The sequence below is a fragment of the Thalassospira profundimaris genome (genome assembly GCF_003326675.1).
In the GTDB taxonomy this organism is placed as follows: Bacteria; Pseudomonadota; Alphaproteobacteria; order Rhodospirillales; family Thalassospiraceae; genus Thalassospira; species Thalassospira aquimaris.
Map to the genome: position 1 here is coordinate 15,718 of NZ_JPWF01000015.1, position 17,269 is coordinate 32,986.

Here is a 17,269-nt window from a genome sequence, read left to right on the forward strand (position 1 = left end):
TCGTGAGCGATCGCGTGTTTGGCGGAATTGGACTGCTTTTGGGGGTTTTCTTCATCTGGCAGGCCACACTCATTCCGCTCAGTTTCATCTCTGACCCAATTGGGCCCAAGACATTCCCAATCATTCTTGGCGTAGTGCTTTCATTATCCAGCGTCGCGATCATGCTTCTGCCCGGCGGCAGCGCAGACTGGCCGGGAATGAGAACCTTTGCCGAACTTTCAGCGGCAGTTGCCGTATTAATTGCGTATTCGTTTGTCTTGCCACTGGTTGGTTTCGTCGTCTCGACAATCTTTGCCGCATTCTACCTTTGCCTGCGTCTTGGAGCTCCATTGAAAGGAGCTGCCATTGGGGGAGTATCGATCTCTTTGGGGATTTATGCACTTTTCCATTTGGTGCTAGGCCTATCACTAGCGCGAGGCCCCTGGGGCTTTTGAGGATTGGATAAATGTTAGAAACTCTCTCGTCTCTCGCTGACGGCTTCGGTGTTGCATTGACATTCCAATGCCTCGCTTTGGCTTTCCTCGGTTGTCTCTTGGGTACTGTGATTGGTGCATTGCCGGGCTTAGGTCCATCTAACGGTGTTGCTATATTGATTCCTCTGGCTTTTAGCCTAGGATTGGCGCCTACACCGGCACTCATCCTTTTGACCAGTGTGTACTACGGCGCAATGTATGGCGGACGAATTTCGTCAATATTATTGAACATACCCGGTGACGAGCCTGCCATGATGACCACACTGGATGGTGTTCCAATGGCACGTAAGGGCCAGGCAGGCGAAGCTCTCGCATTGTCTGGGTTTGCTTCGTTCTTCGGCGCTTTCTTTGCGACTTGGGGATTGGTGTTTTTGGCGCCATTGCTGGTTAAGGTTGCGCTTCTTTTCGGACCTGCAGAGTATTTTGCCCTCTTCGTGCTTGCGTTCGCCACACTGGGCGGCGTGGCCAGTACTAATCAGGCCAAAGCCGCATTTGCAGCAGCGCTTGGTCTGGCGATTGCAATGATTGGTGTTGATAGTCAGACAGGTGTACCCAGGTTCTCGTTCGGGCAAGTACACTTTTATGACGGCATCGACTTTCTTGTTGCTATTGTTGGCCTTTTTGCGCTGTCAGAAGTGTTTGTTTTCCTTGAACACAAGTCTTCGCTGAAAAAAAGCGACACGTCTGGTATCAAGCTTGGCAGAATCACGCCGCCTTTGTGGATGCTAAGAAAAACGTTTCCCACCATGTGCCGCAGCACGCTATTTGGTTTCTTTGCTGGCGTGCTTCCTGGTGCTGGAGCATCTCTGGGGTCGTTCATTTCCTATAGCTTTGAAAAGCAACTCGTTGATCGCGAGAACACATTTGGAAAAGGCGATCCACGTGGTGTTGTTGCGCCAGAAGCAGGAAACAATGCTGCGGCAGGTGGTGCACTGGTCCCGATGTTGGCTCTTGGCGTGCCGGGCTCGGGAACGACAGCTGTTCTGCTGGCAATGCTTCTTGCATTGAACATCACACCCGGACCTTTGCTCTTCCAGAACAACCCTGATGTTGTTTGGGGTCTAATCGCCGCACTTTTCATCGGCAACTTTATGTTGTTGGCGCTTAATATTCCGCTTGTTGGAATGTTTGTTCGAGTGCTGATGATTCCGACGCATTACCTCATGCCAGGTGTTGCTATGATCTCATTTGTTGGGATTTACGGTATCTCGGGATCAACATTTGATCTGATCGTGATGGTGGTGTTCGGTGTCGTCGGTTGGGTCCTGCGTAAACTGGACGTGCCACTTGTCCCTGTAATTCTCGGTGTACTTCTCGGAAACCTGATGGAGCAGAACCTTCGGCGAGCGATGACAATCTCCGATGGTGACTGGGGTATCTTGTTTGCGTCCCCGCTATCAATTGGGATTTGGACCGTGGCGGTCGTTGGTTTCATCCTGCCTATTTTTATGGCGCGTCGCCTGCGCAGAAAACTGGAACGAGAAGTTACCGCATCAGACGTTGACTAAACGCTCGAAAAGGATCCCACAACCTTCTCGGGTAGGCCGCCTGTACCGACGTGATCGATGGATTGTTACGCCCAACAAACCACATTGCGCCTTACAGGCGGCCATTTTTTTAGCCGTTGTTCCACATCAACTGGATTGGTCAGATGAAAGAGATTAAGCAATCACTTGCTCCTTATGGAACGCTAAGAGCAGCAATTAACCTTGGTAATAACGTTTTAGCAGAACAAGGCGATGAAAATGCTCCCCCGTCCGGGATATCTGTAGAGCTTGTCCGCCAAATTGCATCGGACTTCGATCTCCCTGTTGAGTATGTCATTTTCAATTCTGCACGTGAGGTTGTAGAAGCTGCCGGGCAGGATGTCTGGGATATCGCATTTCTTGCACGTGATCCCAAACGCGCAGAAGCGATCTGGTTCTCGGAACCTTACCTTTTAATTGAGGGTAGTTACTTGGTTCGAGAAGAGTCGGACTTTCAGAGTAACGCCGACGTTGACCAGCCCGGTACACGGATCGCTGTTGGCAAAGGAGCAGCTTACGACCTGTATCTGTCTCGAACGTTAGAGTTTGCGACCCTGCTGCGTGCCTCGACGACACCGGGTGCGGTCGATCTGTTTATAGAACAGAAACTTGAGGCTGCCGCTGGGGTGCGTCAGCCCCTACAAGCTTTTGCGGAACAGACACCAGGGTTTCGAGTTTTGTCTGAGAGTTTCATGACCATCGAACAGACGGTTGCGCTGCCGGTTCGATACGCAGCATTGGAAGTGGGAATTAACCAAATTATCTCGGAAAACCTCCAGAGCGGTTTTATCCATGCACTTGTGGATCGGTTCGATAAAAGGCAGGCCATTGTACCAGAAACATTTGGTACTTAGTCCCCATCGTTGCAGATGTTGTTGGAACTCGCGGCTATCGGATGCAACAGAAACTTCAACGGCTTATAAAAACAGTAACGTGGCTCGAGAAAACGCCAATCAAACCAAGGTGGTTAATACAATTGTTGATGAAGAAATTCGGGTGCTGGGGAGATGTTTGCAGTCAAGATCCAGAAAAAAATGCGGAATTTGTCGAAGCTCTTAAACGTGGTTGAAGTAGTGTTCCCAGTTTGATCGTCTGTTTTGGGTTGGGGGCCATGCCAGAACGCAAGTTGTAGTCGAACATAGGAACATGACTGGCGTACACAGTGCGACGGTCTTTTTTTGAGCTTTGAATATAGAATTGAGAGAGTTGTCATCTTTTCTGTCAAGCTATGTCAACTTATGTGATAATCGGAAGCTCTAAGTATTTGATTTTTCTTATGTCGAATGTCATCATTTGTGGCGCCTGACAGCGGAGCAGTGATTGCAAAGGTAGTCACTGCTCCATCGCTTCACAAATTCCTGCCTCAAATCAGTCAGAGTTGCTTTCCGCCCGAATTGTCATAATTCGGGGTTAATGAACATCAGTTGGGCTATAGCGCGAGGCTCAGGACTCAATGGGCCGAAACCGAGCTCACATAGTGTTCTTTATCAATCTGACGAACCACTTTTAACCAGAAAGGTGGAATGGGTTCTGAGCCTAACGTTGAGAAGCAGGAGCGCGCGCAAGCCAGTCGCCAAGCTCTTTGTTGGCAGCAATCAATCCTTCGCGATTGATCACCTTGCGTGCAATGGCACTGGAGACAGCGCGTGTTCGTTTGTTCAGCACAATGCCCATTTCGTTCTGGTCCTGCGACTCTACTTCGAGTTTGTCATAGAGAGATAATAAACGGTTCTGGACAGTACGGAGCGACAGTTTCCGGCGCGCGGCAATAGCCTTGTCAGGCAGCCCTAGCGCCAAATCAAGTAAGATCAGATATTCAAATTCTGTCAGAGCACTGCGGGAGCGCATTTGCTGGGCCTGTATCTGGTGGACTTCGCGATCAACCACAATCTGGGCTTCGACAAGGACGGCGCGCAAAGCCAGTCGCATCTTGTCCTGTGTCGCGGTTTTCAGAACATATCCATAGGCCGCCTGATCCGGAACAATTCGCGTAATCCCGCGCAAATATGCCTCATCAGAATAGTTTGACCAGAACAGAATACGGGTGTCAGGACGTTCTGCCCAAATGGTTCGCGCGGCTTCGATGCCGTTATGTTCCTTCATGCGCAGGTCCATCACGACTGCCGAAATTTGATGCCGGTGGGCTAGGGTTTCGGCCTCCTTGCCGTTATGTGCAACAAGGATTTCATCAAATTCTGGCAAGGCTTGTTCAACGATTTCCATCAGGAAATCTGCATGCATGTTGTCATCTTCAACCAGCAATATTTTCATTCATCTTTTCTCCTTCTTGTCTGGTCGGTTGATGCAACTGAATTGTTACCTGTGTGCCGTCCGAGGTTGAAAGGTCATACTTTGCACCGATCAGGCGGGCGCGCGTTTTCATATGTTCCAGGCCACTGGGGGGCTTTCTCGGATGTGGCTGGAAGTTTCCGTTGTCCGAGACCTTGATGGTCAGGCAACCATCAACACTTTTGGCAATCGAAACAGAAACAAGAGATGCATTTGAATGCAGGACCGCGTTATTGATGGCTTCCTGACATATGCGAAAGACCGCGATACGTGTTGTTTCAGGCAGCAGGTCAATCGCGCCGTCTGTCTGATCATCCACTTTGAACTGCATGACGCTGTCATAGCTTACGGCGCGTTCGAGATGCGTCTGGACAGCATGATGGAAGCCAAACAGGTCAAGAATGGAGGGGATAGAGGTATCAATGATATCGCGCAGTCCCTGGATCATGTTTTGGACTTGCTGTTGCAATCTTAAGTACTGTGCTTCGCTCAGGCCGGGGCGGAGGTCGCGGGCGATGCGTGTCAGATCGGCCAAAGTTTGATCATGCAGATCCATCCCAATGCGCTGGCGCTCGGCTTCGAGTGCGTCTGTAAGGCTTAGTGCGCCTAGACGCAAGCCTTCTTCACGGGCAAGGATTTCGGCACGAATGATGGCTTCCTTGTTGGCCTTCTCATTGGCACGCAAAGCATAGAAATAGGGGGCCAGCATGTCTGCGAGGATACGGATCTGTTCCAGGTGGCTCTGGTTATAAAAGTCTTCCTTCTTCGAAGAACAATTCAACGAGCCAACGACTTCTCCCAGAACCTTCATCCCGACACTGACGCGACTACGAAGTTGATGGTCAATAATCGGGGCGCTTACCGCGCCGGGGAAAAGGAAGCGCTGGTCCTGAAGGGCATTTCCCGTCAGTAGATGATCTGTCTTACCCAGCAAAATGTCGCGGATGGGGGCTTTTTGTACGTGCGAACGCATTTTGCTCCAGGCTGTTTCAACGCCGACCTCGTAAGCCGTTGCCCAGCTTTTGTCCGTGTCAATCAGACATACATCAAGGTGATCAAACTCGATAATCTTCTCGATCTCGGTTTTGACCGAACTTAATGCCGAGTGAATATCGAGGTTGCCCGCTAGTAAATTGGATATGCGAAGGTAATGAGCAAGATCCGACATGGGTGGTTTCCTCCAGCTCTTCGATAATATTCACAGGCGTTTCTCTTGTCTTGCGGGAACCCGCAACCTGGATGCGTATCACCGTATGCGTTCTGCGGAAACTGCTCTTTACGATTTAATCAGACAATATGATGATTGCGCCATGGTTTTGTGTTTGCCGATGAAGGCATTTACGGGCCCTTGCCGTTCAACGGCACAGAAGTAAACAAAAGAAATAAGTCACATGCTGACATCAGGGGGGGGAATGCCCGGTCCGCTCAGGTCCTGAGTGAGAACGAGTTCTCTCTGACAACCATTTGAATTTCCGTCATTTCTGTTCGTTGATCAGAAGTGTCTGATCCGGCATGCGGCAAACGAGACGTCAAGAACTTGCACAATGCGGGCAGGGGCGCTGACCTGCTTAGGAAGCGATAAAGAACAGCGTATCCAACGGGAGGACTACCATGAAAAAACTACTGACTATGACGACCGCCGCTGTCGCGTTGATGGTGGCTGGACAGGTTGCGTCTGCCGGCCCGAATACCGTTGCTGGTCCCGGTGCCGATCCGTCGTGCTTCACGCCGGTGTCCGATGATACAACCTATTTCCAGTGGCCTGCACGTGAAGGGCCTTACAAAATTGCACTTGTGAATGGCTTTATTGCCAATGACTGGCGTGTTCAGATGATTGCGGTGGCCAAGGCCTATGCCGCACAGCCGGAAGTTGCTGCCGAAATCGAAGAATTCAAGGTTGTTTCTGTCGGAGAAGACATCGCGGCACAGATTGCAGCCGCCAACAACTTTATCGATCAGGGCTTTGACGCAATTATCATTAACGCCAACAACACCCGCGCGTTCGGATCGGTGGTGCGTAAGGCCAACGAAGCCGATGTCGTCGTTCTGTCGTTTGACAATGTGATTGATGATCCCAACCAGATTGCGATCAATGTTGATCAAAAAGGTCTGGGCATGTCGGCCGGTAAGTTCCTTCTTGAGCAAAGCGGTGATGGCCCTGCCAAGTTCCTGCATGTGCGTGGTCCGGCAGGGCAACCTGTAGATATCGCACGCAATGAAGGTTTCCTTGAGGTCATCAAGGAATCCGGACGCGACATCGAAGTCGTTGACGTCGTCGGAAACTGGGCGCCTGGTGATGGCCAGAAAGTGACGGCAGATGCCATTGCTGCGGGCGGTATTTTTGACGGGATTTATGTTCAGGGTGGTTCGCAAGGTGTTGCGACAGCGATGCTTGATTCAGGTGCTTTCAAGGCCCCGATTTCCGGGGAAACCGAGAACGCGTTTCGTCAGCTTTGCAACAGTGCAGGTCTTGCCTGCCAGTCAGGCGGTACAGGCCCGGCACAATCATCTGTGACGATTAAAACCGCGATTGCGGCCCTGAAAGGTGAAGTGGTTCCATCCGGAATTGCCCTGCCGACGTCGATTTCCTATTCACCCTTCAAGGAGGGTGTCGAGATGTTCCCGAAACTGCCGGGTAGCTTCTTTGCAGGCAACAATTTCGAGGCTTGCAACATTGGCTTTACGGCAGAAGAGATCGCGTCTCAGACAGGCGAGAACAACTAACAACAATAAAAGGCCGGATACCGTCGATGTCAGGTTTGGCATCGACGGTGTTCAATAACGTTAGGAAAACTGCCGTGTCAGAGCGCAAATCTCCTTATCTATTATCCATGTCGGGCATAACCAAACGCTACGGCGGTGTCCGGGCACTTGAAGATGTTAGTTTCGATACGCAGCGTGGATCAATTCATGCGCTGTTGGGTGAAAACGGGGCTGGGAAGTCGACCCTGATCAAGATCCTTTCGGGCGTCGTGCAGCCAGATAGCGGCACGATAGAAATCGATAGCAAACAGGTGAGCTTTGCAAATCCGCAACAGGCCAATGATCTTGGCGTGTCATGCATATTTCAGGAATTGTCCCTGTTGCCGGACCTGACCGTTGCCGACAATATTGGCATCACTCGTCCGCCACGTAAATTCGGGATGATTGATTACCGCGCTCAGCGGCGTATCGCCGAAGAGGCGCTTGCGCGGGTCGGGGGCGAAAACATTGACCCGATGGAAACCGTCAGCAATTTGTCGCTTTCCCGCCGTCAGATGGTGGAAATTGCCAAGGCACTGGCCCGTAATCCCAAAATTCTGATCCTTGACGAAGCGACATCCGCGCTGACCGCGGCCGATGTCGAAAAGGTCTACAAGATGCTTCATCGGCTTCGCGATGAAGGGATGGCGATCATCTATATTTCACACCGCATGCCCGAAATTGCCGAACTGGCAGACACCTGCACTGTCTATCGCAATGGTACCAAAGTCGAGACATTCAAGAACGGTACGAAATCGGACAGTGCCGTTGTCGAGATGATGATCGGTCGCGAATACAGCAGTGTCTATCCAGCCAAAAGTATCAGACCAGTTGCCTCCGAACCAATTCTGAAGGTGATGGACTTTTCATGGAACGATGAACTGAATGGCATCAATCTGGAAATGCGGCCGGGTGAAATCGTTGGGCTTGGCGGTTTGGACGGGCAGGGACAACGTCAACTGCAATTGGGGCTGTTTGGCACCCTGATAGGGGCAACCGGGTCGATGGAGATCAATGGTGATCCGGTAAAACTGAACAGCCCGAAAATGGCGAAATCAGATGATATTGGTATTGCGCTGGTGCCTGAAGACCGCAAATACGAAGGCCTGATGTTGTCAATGACCGTGCGCGAGAACCTGTCCTTCGCTGCGGTTGAAAAAATGAGCCGGATGGGCGTTGTGGATACACGCGCAGAAGAAAACGCAATCGACGAGATGGTCGAGCTTCTCAAGATCAAGGCAGACGGCATTGACGGACCTGTCGGGGCGTTATCCGGAGGGAACCAGCAAAAAGTCGTGATCGGCAAGTGGCTGATGACCAAGCCACGCATCATTCTGTTGAACGATCCGACACGTGGAATCGATGTTGGCACCAAGCAGGAAATCTATCAGCTTTTGCAGAAATTGGCGGCAGAAGGGTGTGCGATTCTTTTGTATTCCACCGACTACGATGAGCTGATTGGTTGCTGCGACCGTGTGCTGGTCATGTATGACGGCAGGATTGTTCGAACCCTTGCCGGAGATGATCTTAACGAAACAAATCTGGTTTCAGCCGCGCTTAACCTGCCGGAACAGGCAGCGACCCGACCTGAACCAAAAAAAATACAGGGAGCGTCGCTATGAATGTGAGCTCAGAACCAGCAGATCTGGTTTCTCGACAAAGGTATTTCGGCTGGGTTGGCCGCTTGTCCGCGGCGCAACGCGGTGTTCTGATCGCAATGCTGATCTTTGCCGCGATGTTCATTGTGTATGGATGGAAGCAGGCGGCGGGCCTTACGCCGAACATGATAAATACTGCGGCCAACAAAGGCGCATTGCTGGCACTTGTTGCCATGGCGCAGACCTTGCCGGTCATTACCCGTGGACTGGATTTATCGGTGGGCGCGACTTTCGTTCTGGCAAACTGTCTGGCATCAACGATTGTTGTTGGCGGACCGGTGGCAACCACGTTCGGCATATTTGGTGTGCTGTTGCTTGGGCTGGCATGTGGTGCGGTAAATGGTGTGATTATCGTTTATGGACGGTTGCAGCCCCTGATCGCGACGCTGGCCACCAGTGCGGCTTATTTCGGTATTGCGCTTGCCATCCGGCCGCAACCGGGCGGGTTGGTAAATTTTGAACTTGCCGACTTCATGACCCGTTCGACATTTGCCGTGCCGCATACTGTTTTGCTGCTGCTGGCTGTCGTTGTGTTCATCTGGATTCCGTATCGCCGATCGGTTCTGGGGCGAGCGGCGTTTGCCATCGGTTCATCCGAGCAGGCGGCATATATGTCGGGCATCCCGATCAATCGGGCAAAGATGCTGGCCTATACACTGAGCGGCTTGTTGGCATCCATCGGTGGCATCCTGTTGACGGCGCTGACCTATTCCGGGGCGGCGAAGATGTCAATTGCCAACGAGTACACGCTTAATTCCATTGGGGCTGTCGTTATTGGAGGCACGTCATTGTTTGGCGGTGTTGGCAGTGCTGTTGGCTCGATTTTTGGTGCGTTTGTGATGCGGACTGTTGGTGATCTGCTGATCGTGTTTGACATCAACCCTGTCTTGCAGCCGCTTTTCGTCGGCGTCGTACTGCTTGTTGCGGTCAGTCTCGGTTCGCTGCGCGTCCTGAGAATCAAGAACAGACTAGATATTTATCGGTAAGGCGGAAAAATGAGTGTTTCAGGCGTAATCGCAAGGCAGTTTGATCGGGCAACGCTTATTGCGTTTGGTTGTGTGGTTGTTTTGCTTCTGATCGGGGCCATGGTTGAACCGGCCTTTCTGTCTCCGAAATATTTGATCCAGCAGCTTCATACCGCATCCTTCCTTGGTGTGGTGGCAAGTGGTGTGATGCTGGTTATTCTGTTGGGACATATCGATCTGTCCATTCCCTGGACCATCGGTGTGGGGGGCATGATGGCGACTGGTGCCACCGGGTTTCTGGGGCCGGAATGGGGCGTTACACTTGCCGTTCCATTTGGTGTTCTGTGTGGTGCGCTGATCGGGACGGTTAATGGGCTGGGTGTGGCCTATCTGCGGGCGCCGGCCATGATCTTTACACTTGGCATGAATGCGGTCGCGCAAGGTCTTATGGTTTATCACACCGGTGGTTTTGCACCGCAGGACCGCGCAACTGAATTCATGCGTGAACTGGCCGTCGGACATTTCATTCCTGGCATTCCCAATCCGCTTCTGATCTGGATTGTTTTGGGGGCTGCGATTGTTTTCATGCTGAACCGGTCGGTTCTTGGTCGACGGATTTATGCAGTAGGAAATCAGGAACGGTCCGTCTTTTTGAGTGGCGTTGATACGCGCAAGGTCATTCTGGCGTGCTTTATTTTTTCCGGTGCGTGTGCTGCGCTGACCGGTGTCTTGTTGGCAGGATGGGCAAACCGGTCCTATCAGGCCATGGGTGATCCGTACCTGTTGCCGACGATTGCGGCGATTATTCTTGGTGGAACCAATGTTTTGGGCGGTCGTGGCAAATATGTTGGAACGATTGCAGGCGTGATCTTGATTACAATCTTGCAATCGATGCTGTCGGTGGTTCAGCCACAACGGTATTTCGCCCAGCTCGGTGTTGATATTCCTGCCGATACATTCCGGCAGGTGGTCTTTGGCGTGGTGATCATTGGAATGTTGTTGATCTATGGTCGGCAACAGTTGGTGCGCTGATCGCTTGATGGCATTCAGACACTGCTTTCTTGTTACAAATTGAATTTGGCAAAGGAATGTCTCTTGGCTAGCAGTGCCGCAGATAAATTTGGTGATGTGATCGGTATGTTCGAGCCCTATCAGGTTCTGGACTGTCGGTTTCGCGATCTTGTTCTGGCTAATGTACGTCTCAGGAAACTGTCCGGCGGGCATTTATGGACGGAAGGTCCTGTATGGTTTCCGGCTCATCAGTGCCTTTTGTTTTCGGATATTCCGAACCAGAGGATTTATCGCTGGATGTGCGACGGATCGGTCAATGTGTTTCGGGACAGGTCGGATTTTGCCAATGGCAATACTGTCGACAGGCTTGGTCGGTTAATCACCTGTCAGCATGGGACAAGATCGGTTACCCGTACCGAACATAATGGGGAAATTACAACTTTGGTCGCCGAATTTCAGGGAAACAGGCTCAATTCACCCAACGATGTTATCGCCAAAACAGACGGAACGATCTGGTTTACCGATCCGACATACGGGATTTTATCGGACTATGAAGGTTACAAGGCAACGCCGGAACAGGAATACAACAATGTCTTCTGCCTTGACCCGGAAACCGGAATTGTAACGAGTGTGGCGCGGGATTTCACCCAGCCGAACGGTCTTGCGTTCTCCAATGATGAGAAACTGCTTTATATCGCTGAGTCCGGCAGTAGCCATGATGACAAAATCCCGTCAGTCATTCGTGTTTACGATGTTACAGGCGAGAACAGATTGGAGAATGGACGTGATTTCGCAAGAATTGACGATGGGTTGCCCGATGGGCTGCGTGTAGATTGCTATGGCAATATCTGGTGTTCCGCGAAGGACGGGGTTCACTGTTTTGCCGCGGACGGGACATTGCTTGGTAAAATATTTGTTCCCGAAACAGTCTCAAATCTAACGTTTGGCGGTGCGCGCGGGAACGAGTTGCTGATTACTGCAACTACAAGCCTTTATGCAATTCATGTCAATAGTCACGTGATGTTCCGATAGCAAACCCGGCAAAGGCGAGGTGGTGCGCCTATGCGTTTTTTGGTGGTGCCTCAACAGAATCGCGTTCAACCATCTGGCATTCGACTTTGATCTGGTTCGGGGTCGCAAGCAGGCCGCCGATACTGTCGATCAACATCTCTGCCCCTATTTCCCCCATTTCATATTGCGGGAGAACCAGGGTCGTCAGGGCAGGGTGCGTGTGCTGGGCAATTTCGCGATCGTCAAAGCCGATCACGGCGACATCGTCCGGGATGCTTTTCCCCAGTTCGCGCAGGGCGTCATAACAGCCAAGTGCCATCAAATCATTGGCGCAGAAAATTGCGTCTGGCGGATTGTCGAGGGCCATTAGCTCATGAGTCATGGAATAACCGGTTGATGGTTCCCAGTTTCCTGATCGCACAAGGGTCGGGTCAAAGGGAATATCGTTACTTGTAAGTGCTTGCCGGTAACCTTTGAGGCGATCACGCGATGCGTCGACACCTTTTTGGCCGTTGATGATGGCAATGCGTTTGCGGCCGGCATGTATCAATCGTTCTGCCGCAGCCCGCCCCCCCAGAAGGTCGCCGGGCAGGACAGACGGAAGGGTGCGGGTACTGTCATAGCAATTGACCAGAACAGTGGGATTCTTCGAAAATTCCACCGGCAACTCAACCAGACGGGTCAGAATCGTACCATAGATAAATCCGATAACATTCGAGTCCGCCATCTGGTTGACGATACTTGCCTCGATCAATGCGTTCCCGTGGCTGACTGCAAGGCAAACATTGATTCCGTACTCAAGAGCCTTGTTATGGGCGCCTTCAAAGGCAAGTGCCATCCACGGGTCGGTGCTGATTTCGTCTGCTATGAATATGATTGTCGAACGCGCTTTGTTGCTGGGCGGTACCTGGCTGTCCCGACGCACGAGCTGATAGCCAAGTTTGCTGGCCGAATCGATGACACGCTGCCGCGTCGCTTCGGTCAATTTGGCAGGGCTGCCATTCAGCACCAGCGATACCGTAGCCTGGGATACGCCGGCCATCGAGGCAACATCCATCATCGTGGGCCGGTTTTTGCCACCGTAATGTTTCTTTTGCGACATGAATTCGATCTGCCTTTGGTCTTTGGCCCAAACAATCTTTGGCGACGGTTGAGTCAGATGACCCGAAAACTGCGGTTCAAAGTGCTGTTAATTCTGCGAGTTGAATGGTTCGGCACATGCATGCCGCACCAATTCGATATTGGTAATACCTTTTCAGCTTCTTCAAAACAACCCGTCTAGGCGCGGCGGCGGAAGAATTATTAATGATCGAAACGCGACATTGATTCGATCACCATGCTGAAGGTCTCTTGACTAAATATTATTAATTAATATTATTAATTCAATAGGGAGGGGGATTAATGAAGATTTTAGTCACCGGTGCGACGGGAAAGGTCGGTAGGGCTTTTCTAACAGCATTTCTTGATGACGACCGCTATGCGTCTGCGAAGGTTGTGGCGCTTTGCCATAATCGTGGACTCGATGCGGGGGATAGAGTTGAAGTTGTCTCCGGCTCGCTTTCTGATCCGCAAGCTGTTGCGCACGCGATGGACGGCGTGACGCACGTTCTTCATATGGCGGCCGTGAAAGAAAGCCCGGATCTGGTTATTGATGTCGCAATCAAGGGCATGTTTTTACTGCTTGAGGCGGCGCGTCAGTCGTCAACCCTGAAGCAGTTCGTTCTGATCAGCGGGGATTGTACGGTCGGGCATATCTTCAAAGAATATTCCGCGCCGATTAATGAAGTCTCGCCGCGGAAGGCCTATAGCGGTTGTTACGCGCTGACCAAAGTGCTCGAGGAAGTCATGATCGAGCAATATCAAATTCAGTACGGCCTGAACGGTACAGTGCTGCGTGCGCCCTGGATCATGGAAAAAGATGATTTCAAATATGCCCTGTCATTTGGCGAGGAGCAATTTGGCGGGCCTGCCTGGAGCGACTTGATAGGTGCAGACAAGGCGATGCGCCTTGCCAGGGGGGATTTTGTCCCGCTCATGCGTGACAGAACGGGCGCATCTCTTAAGCGTAACTTTGTGCATGTGGATGATCTGGTTATGGCGCTTATGGCCGTTTTGGATCATGCCGGTGCAATGCAGGAACTTTTCAACATCGCGATGGACGAGCCGGTCGATTACGCGCAGGTCGCCGAATATCTTGCGCGAACGCGTGACATGGAAGCTGTCGAAATACCTACGCCGTTTCATAGCAACTGGCTTGATAACACAAAGGCGCGGCACGCCTTAGGTTGGCGGCCGCAAGTAGATTTCGAGGAGATGATCGAGCGGGCCTGGGCATATGAAAGAAGCCCGAGCGATCCTCGGAAAATCTGGTATCCGGGGTAATCAATTCCGGGCCAGACCAACTAGGGAGAGCTAAACGTGAAACATAAAATGTTACTAACTCTCACATCTGCGCTCATTCTTGCGACAGGTGTTAGCACTGCAAATGCCGATGGGAAAAAGACATTGGCTATTGTGGTGAAAGGCTTGGATAACCCGTTCTTCGAGCAAATCAACCTGGGTTGTCAGAAGTGGATGTCGGAGAACATGGACTCTGAATACGAGTGTTTGTACACCGGGCCCGCATCCAGTGCTGATGAGGCTGGCGAGGTTCAGATCGTCGATGATCTGTTGACCCGCGGTGTTGCCGCAATCGCAATTTCGCCGTCAAATGCGCCGGCGATGGCAAACCGAATTCGTCAGATCAACCCGAATGTGCCAGTGATGACGATTGATGCCGATTTCCTTGAAAAAGATCGCGACTTGCGTGCGACCTATCTGGGGACTGACAACTATCTGATGGGTGTCAAAATGGCCGAAGAAGCCATGATGCTTAAACCGGATGGGGGATCGGTATGTTTGCAGTTGGGGAACGTTGCGGCGGACAATATCAACGCGCGTGCTTCTGGCTTCCGCGACACGATTTCAGGGACTAAGGGCACGGAGCGCCTTGCGAACAGCAATGGCTGGACGGAAATTGAAGGGTGTCCGGTCTTTACCAATGACCAGGTCGATCTTGCTAACCAGCAGATGGCCGACACCTTCACGGCAAATCCCGATCTTGATGCCTTTATTCTGATTGGCGGCTGGGCACAGTTTGCGCCGCAAGCCTATGCCCAGGTTACCGATCAGGTCATGGATCGGCTGAAATCCAAGGAACTGATCCTGGTTGCGGGCGATACGCTTCCTCCGCAAACCCAGGCATTCCGCGACGGGCGCAGTCATGCGCAGGTCGGTCAGCGTCCGTTTGAGATGGGGTATCGGGCACCTGACGTGATGATCGAACTGATCAATGGCAAAAAGGTAGATGATCCACTCTATACGGGACTGGATGTTTGCAATCAGTCGGATCCGGGCTTTTGCGCGGATAACTAATACCAATCCTTGATGAACTGGGCCGGATTTGTTGATCGGATCCGGCTCGATTTTTATCCGGACTTACACAGGGCCGAAGACAACGTGACAAAAACAAAAATCAACTGGGGCATTCTTTCGACGGCCAATATCGGCGTGGAGAAAGTTATTCCGGCAATCAAAAAATCACCCTCGTCGAATGTGCTGGGGATTGCATCGCGCAATGCGGGGCGATCGGCGAGGGTGGCCAATGACCTTGGAATTCAGAAGTCTTATGCGTCTTACGAGGCGTTGATTGCTGATCCGGAAATTGATGCGATTTACAACCCGTTGCCAAACCATATGCATGTCGACTGGACGCTGGCTGCAGCACAGGCGGGTAAGCATGTGCTGTGTGAAAAGCCCATCGGACTAAATGCACGCGATGCAGAACGGCTACGCGCGTGTCCGAAAAATGTGCTGGTCGCAGAGGCCTTTATGGTGCGCTACCACCCGCAATGGATACGTGTGCGCGAGATGGTCAGAAGCGGCGAGCTTGGTGAGGTCAGGGCGATCCAGGCGGCATTCAGTTACTTTAACGATGATGCTCAGGATATCCGCAACAGGCCAGAGGCCGGCGGCGGTGCCGTCATGGATATCGGTTGCTATCCGATCACGGCGGGCCGTTTTTTGTTCGAAGACGAGCCGGTGCGCGTCATGGCCCTGATCGATCGAGATCCCGTATTCAAAACCGATCGGATGGCGAGTGTGGTTGCGGACTTCGGCGGCGGTCGGCAATTGTCATTCATGGTTTCGACGCAACTGTGCCCGTATCAGACCTTGAATGTGTTTGGCACGAAGGCGCGGGCCGAAATCATGATCCCCTACAATGCGCCGGCAGATAAAGAAACCGCCCTGATTATCGATGCGGGCGAGAGCCTGGATGGCAGTCTGGCTGGCTGCGAGATCGTGCCTGCGTGTGATCAGTATACCGAACAGGCGGAAATGTTTGCGCAGGCCATTCTGACAGGAAGAGGTTTGCCATACGGCATCGAGGATTCGATTGCCTCCATGCGTGTTCTTGACGCGGTTTTTGCGAGCGAAGAGCAAAAAACGTGGGCCAATCTGTGATTAAAACCATCAACTTACGCAACCGGGGGTGAAAAACGCTTGATCCATAATTATTAATGATATTATTAATTATGAGCCGCACAGATAATTTATAAATACAGTCGTGCGGATTGTTAATCGGGAGGATTAAACGCATGAAATTTGCAACAACATTCGCAACCCTCGGTCTGTCAATGGTTCTGGCTGGCGGGGCGTTCGCACAAGAAAAGCAGCAGCTTGCATTCGTGGTGAATGCTGCTTCGGACTTTTGGAAACTGGCAGAAGCAGGGGTCGAGGCCGCACAGGCAGAACTCCCCGAATATGAGCTGCAGTTCCGGTATCCTGCACAGGGAACGGCAGCACTTCAGAATGCGCTGATGGATGATTTGGTTGCCGGGGGGACTGATGCGATCATGATTTCGTCTGCCGATCCAAAGAACTCTATTGATGCGTTCAATCGCATTGCGGCCCAGGTGCCGCTCTTTACCACCGACAGTGATGCCCCGCAAAGTGATCGCATCGCCTATCTTGGATCATCCAACACTGCCGCTGGCGTGCAGGCTGGTGAAATTGCCGTGAAAGCACTACCAAACGGTGGGAAATGCATGGGCTTTGTCGGGTTCCTTGGCGCCGACAACGCGATTGAGCGTATCGCCGGTTTCCGTCAGGCGGTTGAAGGCAGCGGTATCGAGCTTGTCGATGTGCGTGGTGATGATGTTGATTTTGCGCGTGCGCGATCAAACGTCGATGACGTGCTTGCGGCAAATCCCGACATTGATTGCATGGTCGGGTTCTATTCCTACAACCCGCCGAAAATTTACGAAGCATTGCAGGCTGCTGGCAAATTGGGGCAGGTGACCGTTATTGCCTTTGATGAAGACCCTGTAACGCTTGGCGCGGTTCGTGAGGGCAGCTTTGCTGGCACTGTTGTTCAGGACCCGTACCAGTGGGGGTATCAGGGCATGCACCTGATGGCGGATTATCTTGAGGGCGATATGTCGAAGGTGCCCGCAGATGGCTTGATCATCGTGCCGACCCAGGTGATCGACAAATCCAATGTCGATGAGTTCGAGGCTGTCGTTAAGGAAAGAATAGGCGGGTAATTTTCTTCC

15 protein-coding genes are annotated in these 17,269 nt (G+C 51.9%); 12 read left to right on the plus strand and 3 right to left on the minus strand.

The annotated features are described in order from the left end of the window. Window positions 1-2: 2 nt before the first annotated feature. The 3 genes from TH19_RS18310 to TH19_RS18320 all read left to right on the plus strand — a co-directional run bounded on the left by TH19_RS18310 (window position 3) and on the right by TH19_RS18320 (window position 2,853). Entirely contained in the window at window positions 3-434 is a 432-nt protein-coding gene (locus tag TH19_RS18310; protein WP_114103876.1) for a tripartite tricarboxylate transporter TctB family protein, read from the plus strand. Window positions 435-445: 11 nt separating this feature from the next. After that, entirely contained in the window at window positions 446-1,981 is a 1,536-nt protein-coding gene (locus TH19_RS18315; RefSeq protein WP_114103810.1) for a tripartite tricarboxylate transporter permease, read from the plus strand. A 143-nt stretch (window positions 1,982-2,124) separates the two neighbouring features. Beyond that, the gene (locus TH19_RS18320) at window positions 2,125-2,853 is read left to right on the plus strand and encodes a transporter substrate-binding domain-containing protein (RefSeq protein WP_114103811.1); all 729 of its coding nucleotides are present in this window, start codon (window positions 2,125-2,127) and stop codon (window positions 2,851-2,853) included. Between the two features lie 682 nt (window positions 2,854-3,535). On the opposite strand, the gene TH19_RS18325 is transcribed toward TH19_RS18320, so the two are convergent. Beyond that, window positions 3,536-4,270, minus strand: coding sequence for a response regulator transcription factor (locus TH19_RS18325; protein ID WP_114103812.1), 735 nt, complete (start codon window positions 4,268-4,270; stop codon window positions 3,536-3,538). Further along, the gene (locus TH19_RS18330) at window positions 4,251-5,456 is read right to left on the minus strand and encodes a sensor histidine kinase (RefSeq protein WP_114103813.1); all 1,206 of its coding nucleotides are present in this window, start codon (window positions 5,454-5,456) and stop codon (window positions 4,251-4,253) included. Before TH19_RS18330 ends, TH19_RS18325 begins: the two co-directional genes overlap by 20 nt. Window positions 5,457-5,899: 443 nt before the next feature. Between TH19_RS18330 and TH19_RS18335 the strand changes: the two genes are divergently transcribed. The 5 genes from TH19_RS18335 (at window position 5,900) to TH19_RS18355 (ending at window position 11,696) form a co-directional block, all read left to right on the plus strand. Beyond that, a complete protein-coding gene (locus tag TH19_RS18335) occupies window positions 5,900-7,012 on the plus strand; it encodes a substrate-binding domain-containing protein (RefSeq protein WP_114103814.1) in 1,113 nt (370 codons plus the stop codon). Between the two features lie 74 nt (window positions 7,013-7,086). Continuing rightward, entirely contained in the window at window positions 7,087-8,652 is a 1,566-nt protein-coding gene (locus TH19_RS18340; protein WP_220151761.1) for a sugar ABC transporter ATP-binding protein, read from the plus strand. Continuing rightward, window positions 8,649-9,674, plus strand: coding sequence for an ABC transporter permease (locus TH19_RS18345; RefSeq protein ID WP_114103816.1), 1,026 nt, complete (start codon window positions 8,649-8,651; stop codon window positions 9,672-9,674). The genes TH19_RS18340 and TH19_RS18345 overlap by 4 nt, the downstream gene beginning before the upstream one ends. Before the next feature lie 9 nt (window positions 9,675-9,683). Then, the gene (locus TH19_RS18350) at window positions 9,684-10,685 is read left to right on the plus strand and encodes an ABC transporter permease (protein ID WP_114103817.1); all 1,002 of its coding nucleotides are present in this window, start codon (window positions 9,684-9,686) and stop codon (window positions 10,683-10,685) included. Window positions 10,686-10,724: 39 nt separating this feature from the next. Beyond that, window positions 10,725-11,696 carry an SMP-30/gluconolactonase/LRE family protein gene (locus TH19_RS18355; RefSeq protein WP_258548034.1) on the plus strand — a complete coding sequence of 324 codons (972 nt, stop codon included), beginning with the start codon at window positions 10,725-10,727 and terminating at the stop codon, window positions 11,694-11,696. A gap of 28 nt (window positions 11,697-11,724) precedes the next feature. Here TH19_RS18355 and TH19_RS18360 read toward each other — a convergent pair whose 3' ends face one another. After that, entirely contained in the window at window positions 11,725-12,777 is a 1,053-nt protein-coding gene (locus TH19_RS18360) for a LacI family DNA-binding transcriptional regulator (protein ID WP_220151762.1), read from the minus strand. A gap of 299 nt (window positions 12,778-13,076) precedes the next feature. Here TH19_RS18360 and TH19_RS18365 point away from each other — a divergent pair, with 299 nt between their 5' ends. The 4 genes from TH19_RS18365 (at window position 13,077) to TH19_RS18380 (ending at window position 17,260) form a co-directional block, all read left to right on the plus strand. Then, window positions 13,077-14,057, plus strand: coding sequence for an NAD-dependent epimerase/dehydratase family protein (locus TH19_RS18365; protein WP_114103818.1), 981 nt, complete (start codon window positions 13,077-13,079; stop codon window positions 14,055-14,057). A gap of 48 nt (window positions 14,058-14,105) precedes the next feature. Beyond that, complete coding sequence (locus TH19_RS18370) at window positions 14,106-15,089, plus strand: substrate-binding domain-containing protein (RefSeq protein ID WP_114103879.1); 984 nt, start codon at window positions 14,106-14,108, stop codon at window positions 15,087-15,089. 12 nt (window positions 15,090-15,101) lie between these two features. Further along, complete coding sequence (locus tag TH19_RS18375; RefSeq protein WP_114103819.1) at window positions 15,102-16,178, plus strand: Gfo/Idh/MocA family protein; 1,077 nt, start codon at window positions 15,102-15,104, stop codon at window positions 16,176-16,178. 134 nt (window positions 16,179-16,312) lie between these two features. Next, window positions 16,313-17,260, plus strand: a complete 948-nt coding sequence (locus TH19_RS18380) for a sugar-binding protein (RefSeq protein ID WP_114103820.1) — start codon at window positions 16,313-16,315, stop codon at window positions 17,258-17,260. Window positions 17,261-17,269 lie beyond the last annotated feature (9 nt).

Coding starts and splice junctions, on each gene's coding strand:
- TH19_RS18315 (WP_114103810.1), top strand. CDS start 446: ATGTTAGAAACTCTCTCGTCTCTCGCTGACGGCTTCGGTGTTGCATTG.
- TH19_RS18320 (WP_114103811.1), top strand. CDS start 2,125: ATGAAAGAGATTAAGCAATCACTTGCTCCTTATGGAACGCTAAGAGCA.
- TH19_RS18325 (WP_114103812.1), bottom strand. CDS start 4,270: ATGAAAATATTGCTGGTTGAAGATGACAACATGCATGCAGATTTCCTG.
- TH19_RS18330 (WP_114103813.1), bottom strand. CDS start 5,456: ATGTCGGATCTTGCTCATTACCTTCGCATATCCAATTTACTAGCGGGC.
- TH19_RS18335 (WP_114103814.1), top strand. CDS start 5,900: ATGAAAAAACTACTGACTATGACGACCGCCGCTGTCGCGTTGATGGTG.
- TH19_RS18345 (WP_114103816.1), top strand. CDS start 8,649: ATGAATGTGAGCTCAGAACCAGCAGATCTGGTTTCTCGACAAAGGTAT.
- TH19_RS18350 (WP_114103817.1), top strand. CDS start 9,684: ATGAGTGTTTCAGGCGTAATCGCAAGGCAGTTTGATCGGGCAACGCTT.
- TH19_RS18360 (WP_220151762.1), bottom strand. CDS start 12,777: ATGTCGCAAAAGAAACATTACGGTGGCAAAAACCGGCCCACGATGATG.
- TH19_RS18365 (WP_114103818.1), top strand. CDS start 13,077: ATGAAGATTTTAGTCACCGGTGCGACGGGAAAGGTCGGTAGGGCTTTT.
- TH19_RS18370 (WP_114103879.1), top strand. CDS start 14,106: ATGTTACTAACTCTCACATCTGCGCTCATTCTTGCGACAGGTGTTAGC.
- TH19_RS18375 (WP_114103819.1), top strand. CDS start 15,102: ATGAACTGGGCCGGATTTGTTGATCGGATCCGGCTCGATTTTTATCCG.
- TH19_RS18380 (WP_114103820.1), top strand. CDS start 16,313: ATGAAATTTGCAACAACATTCGCAACCCTCGGTCTGTCAATGGTTCTG.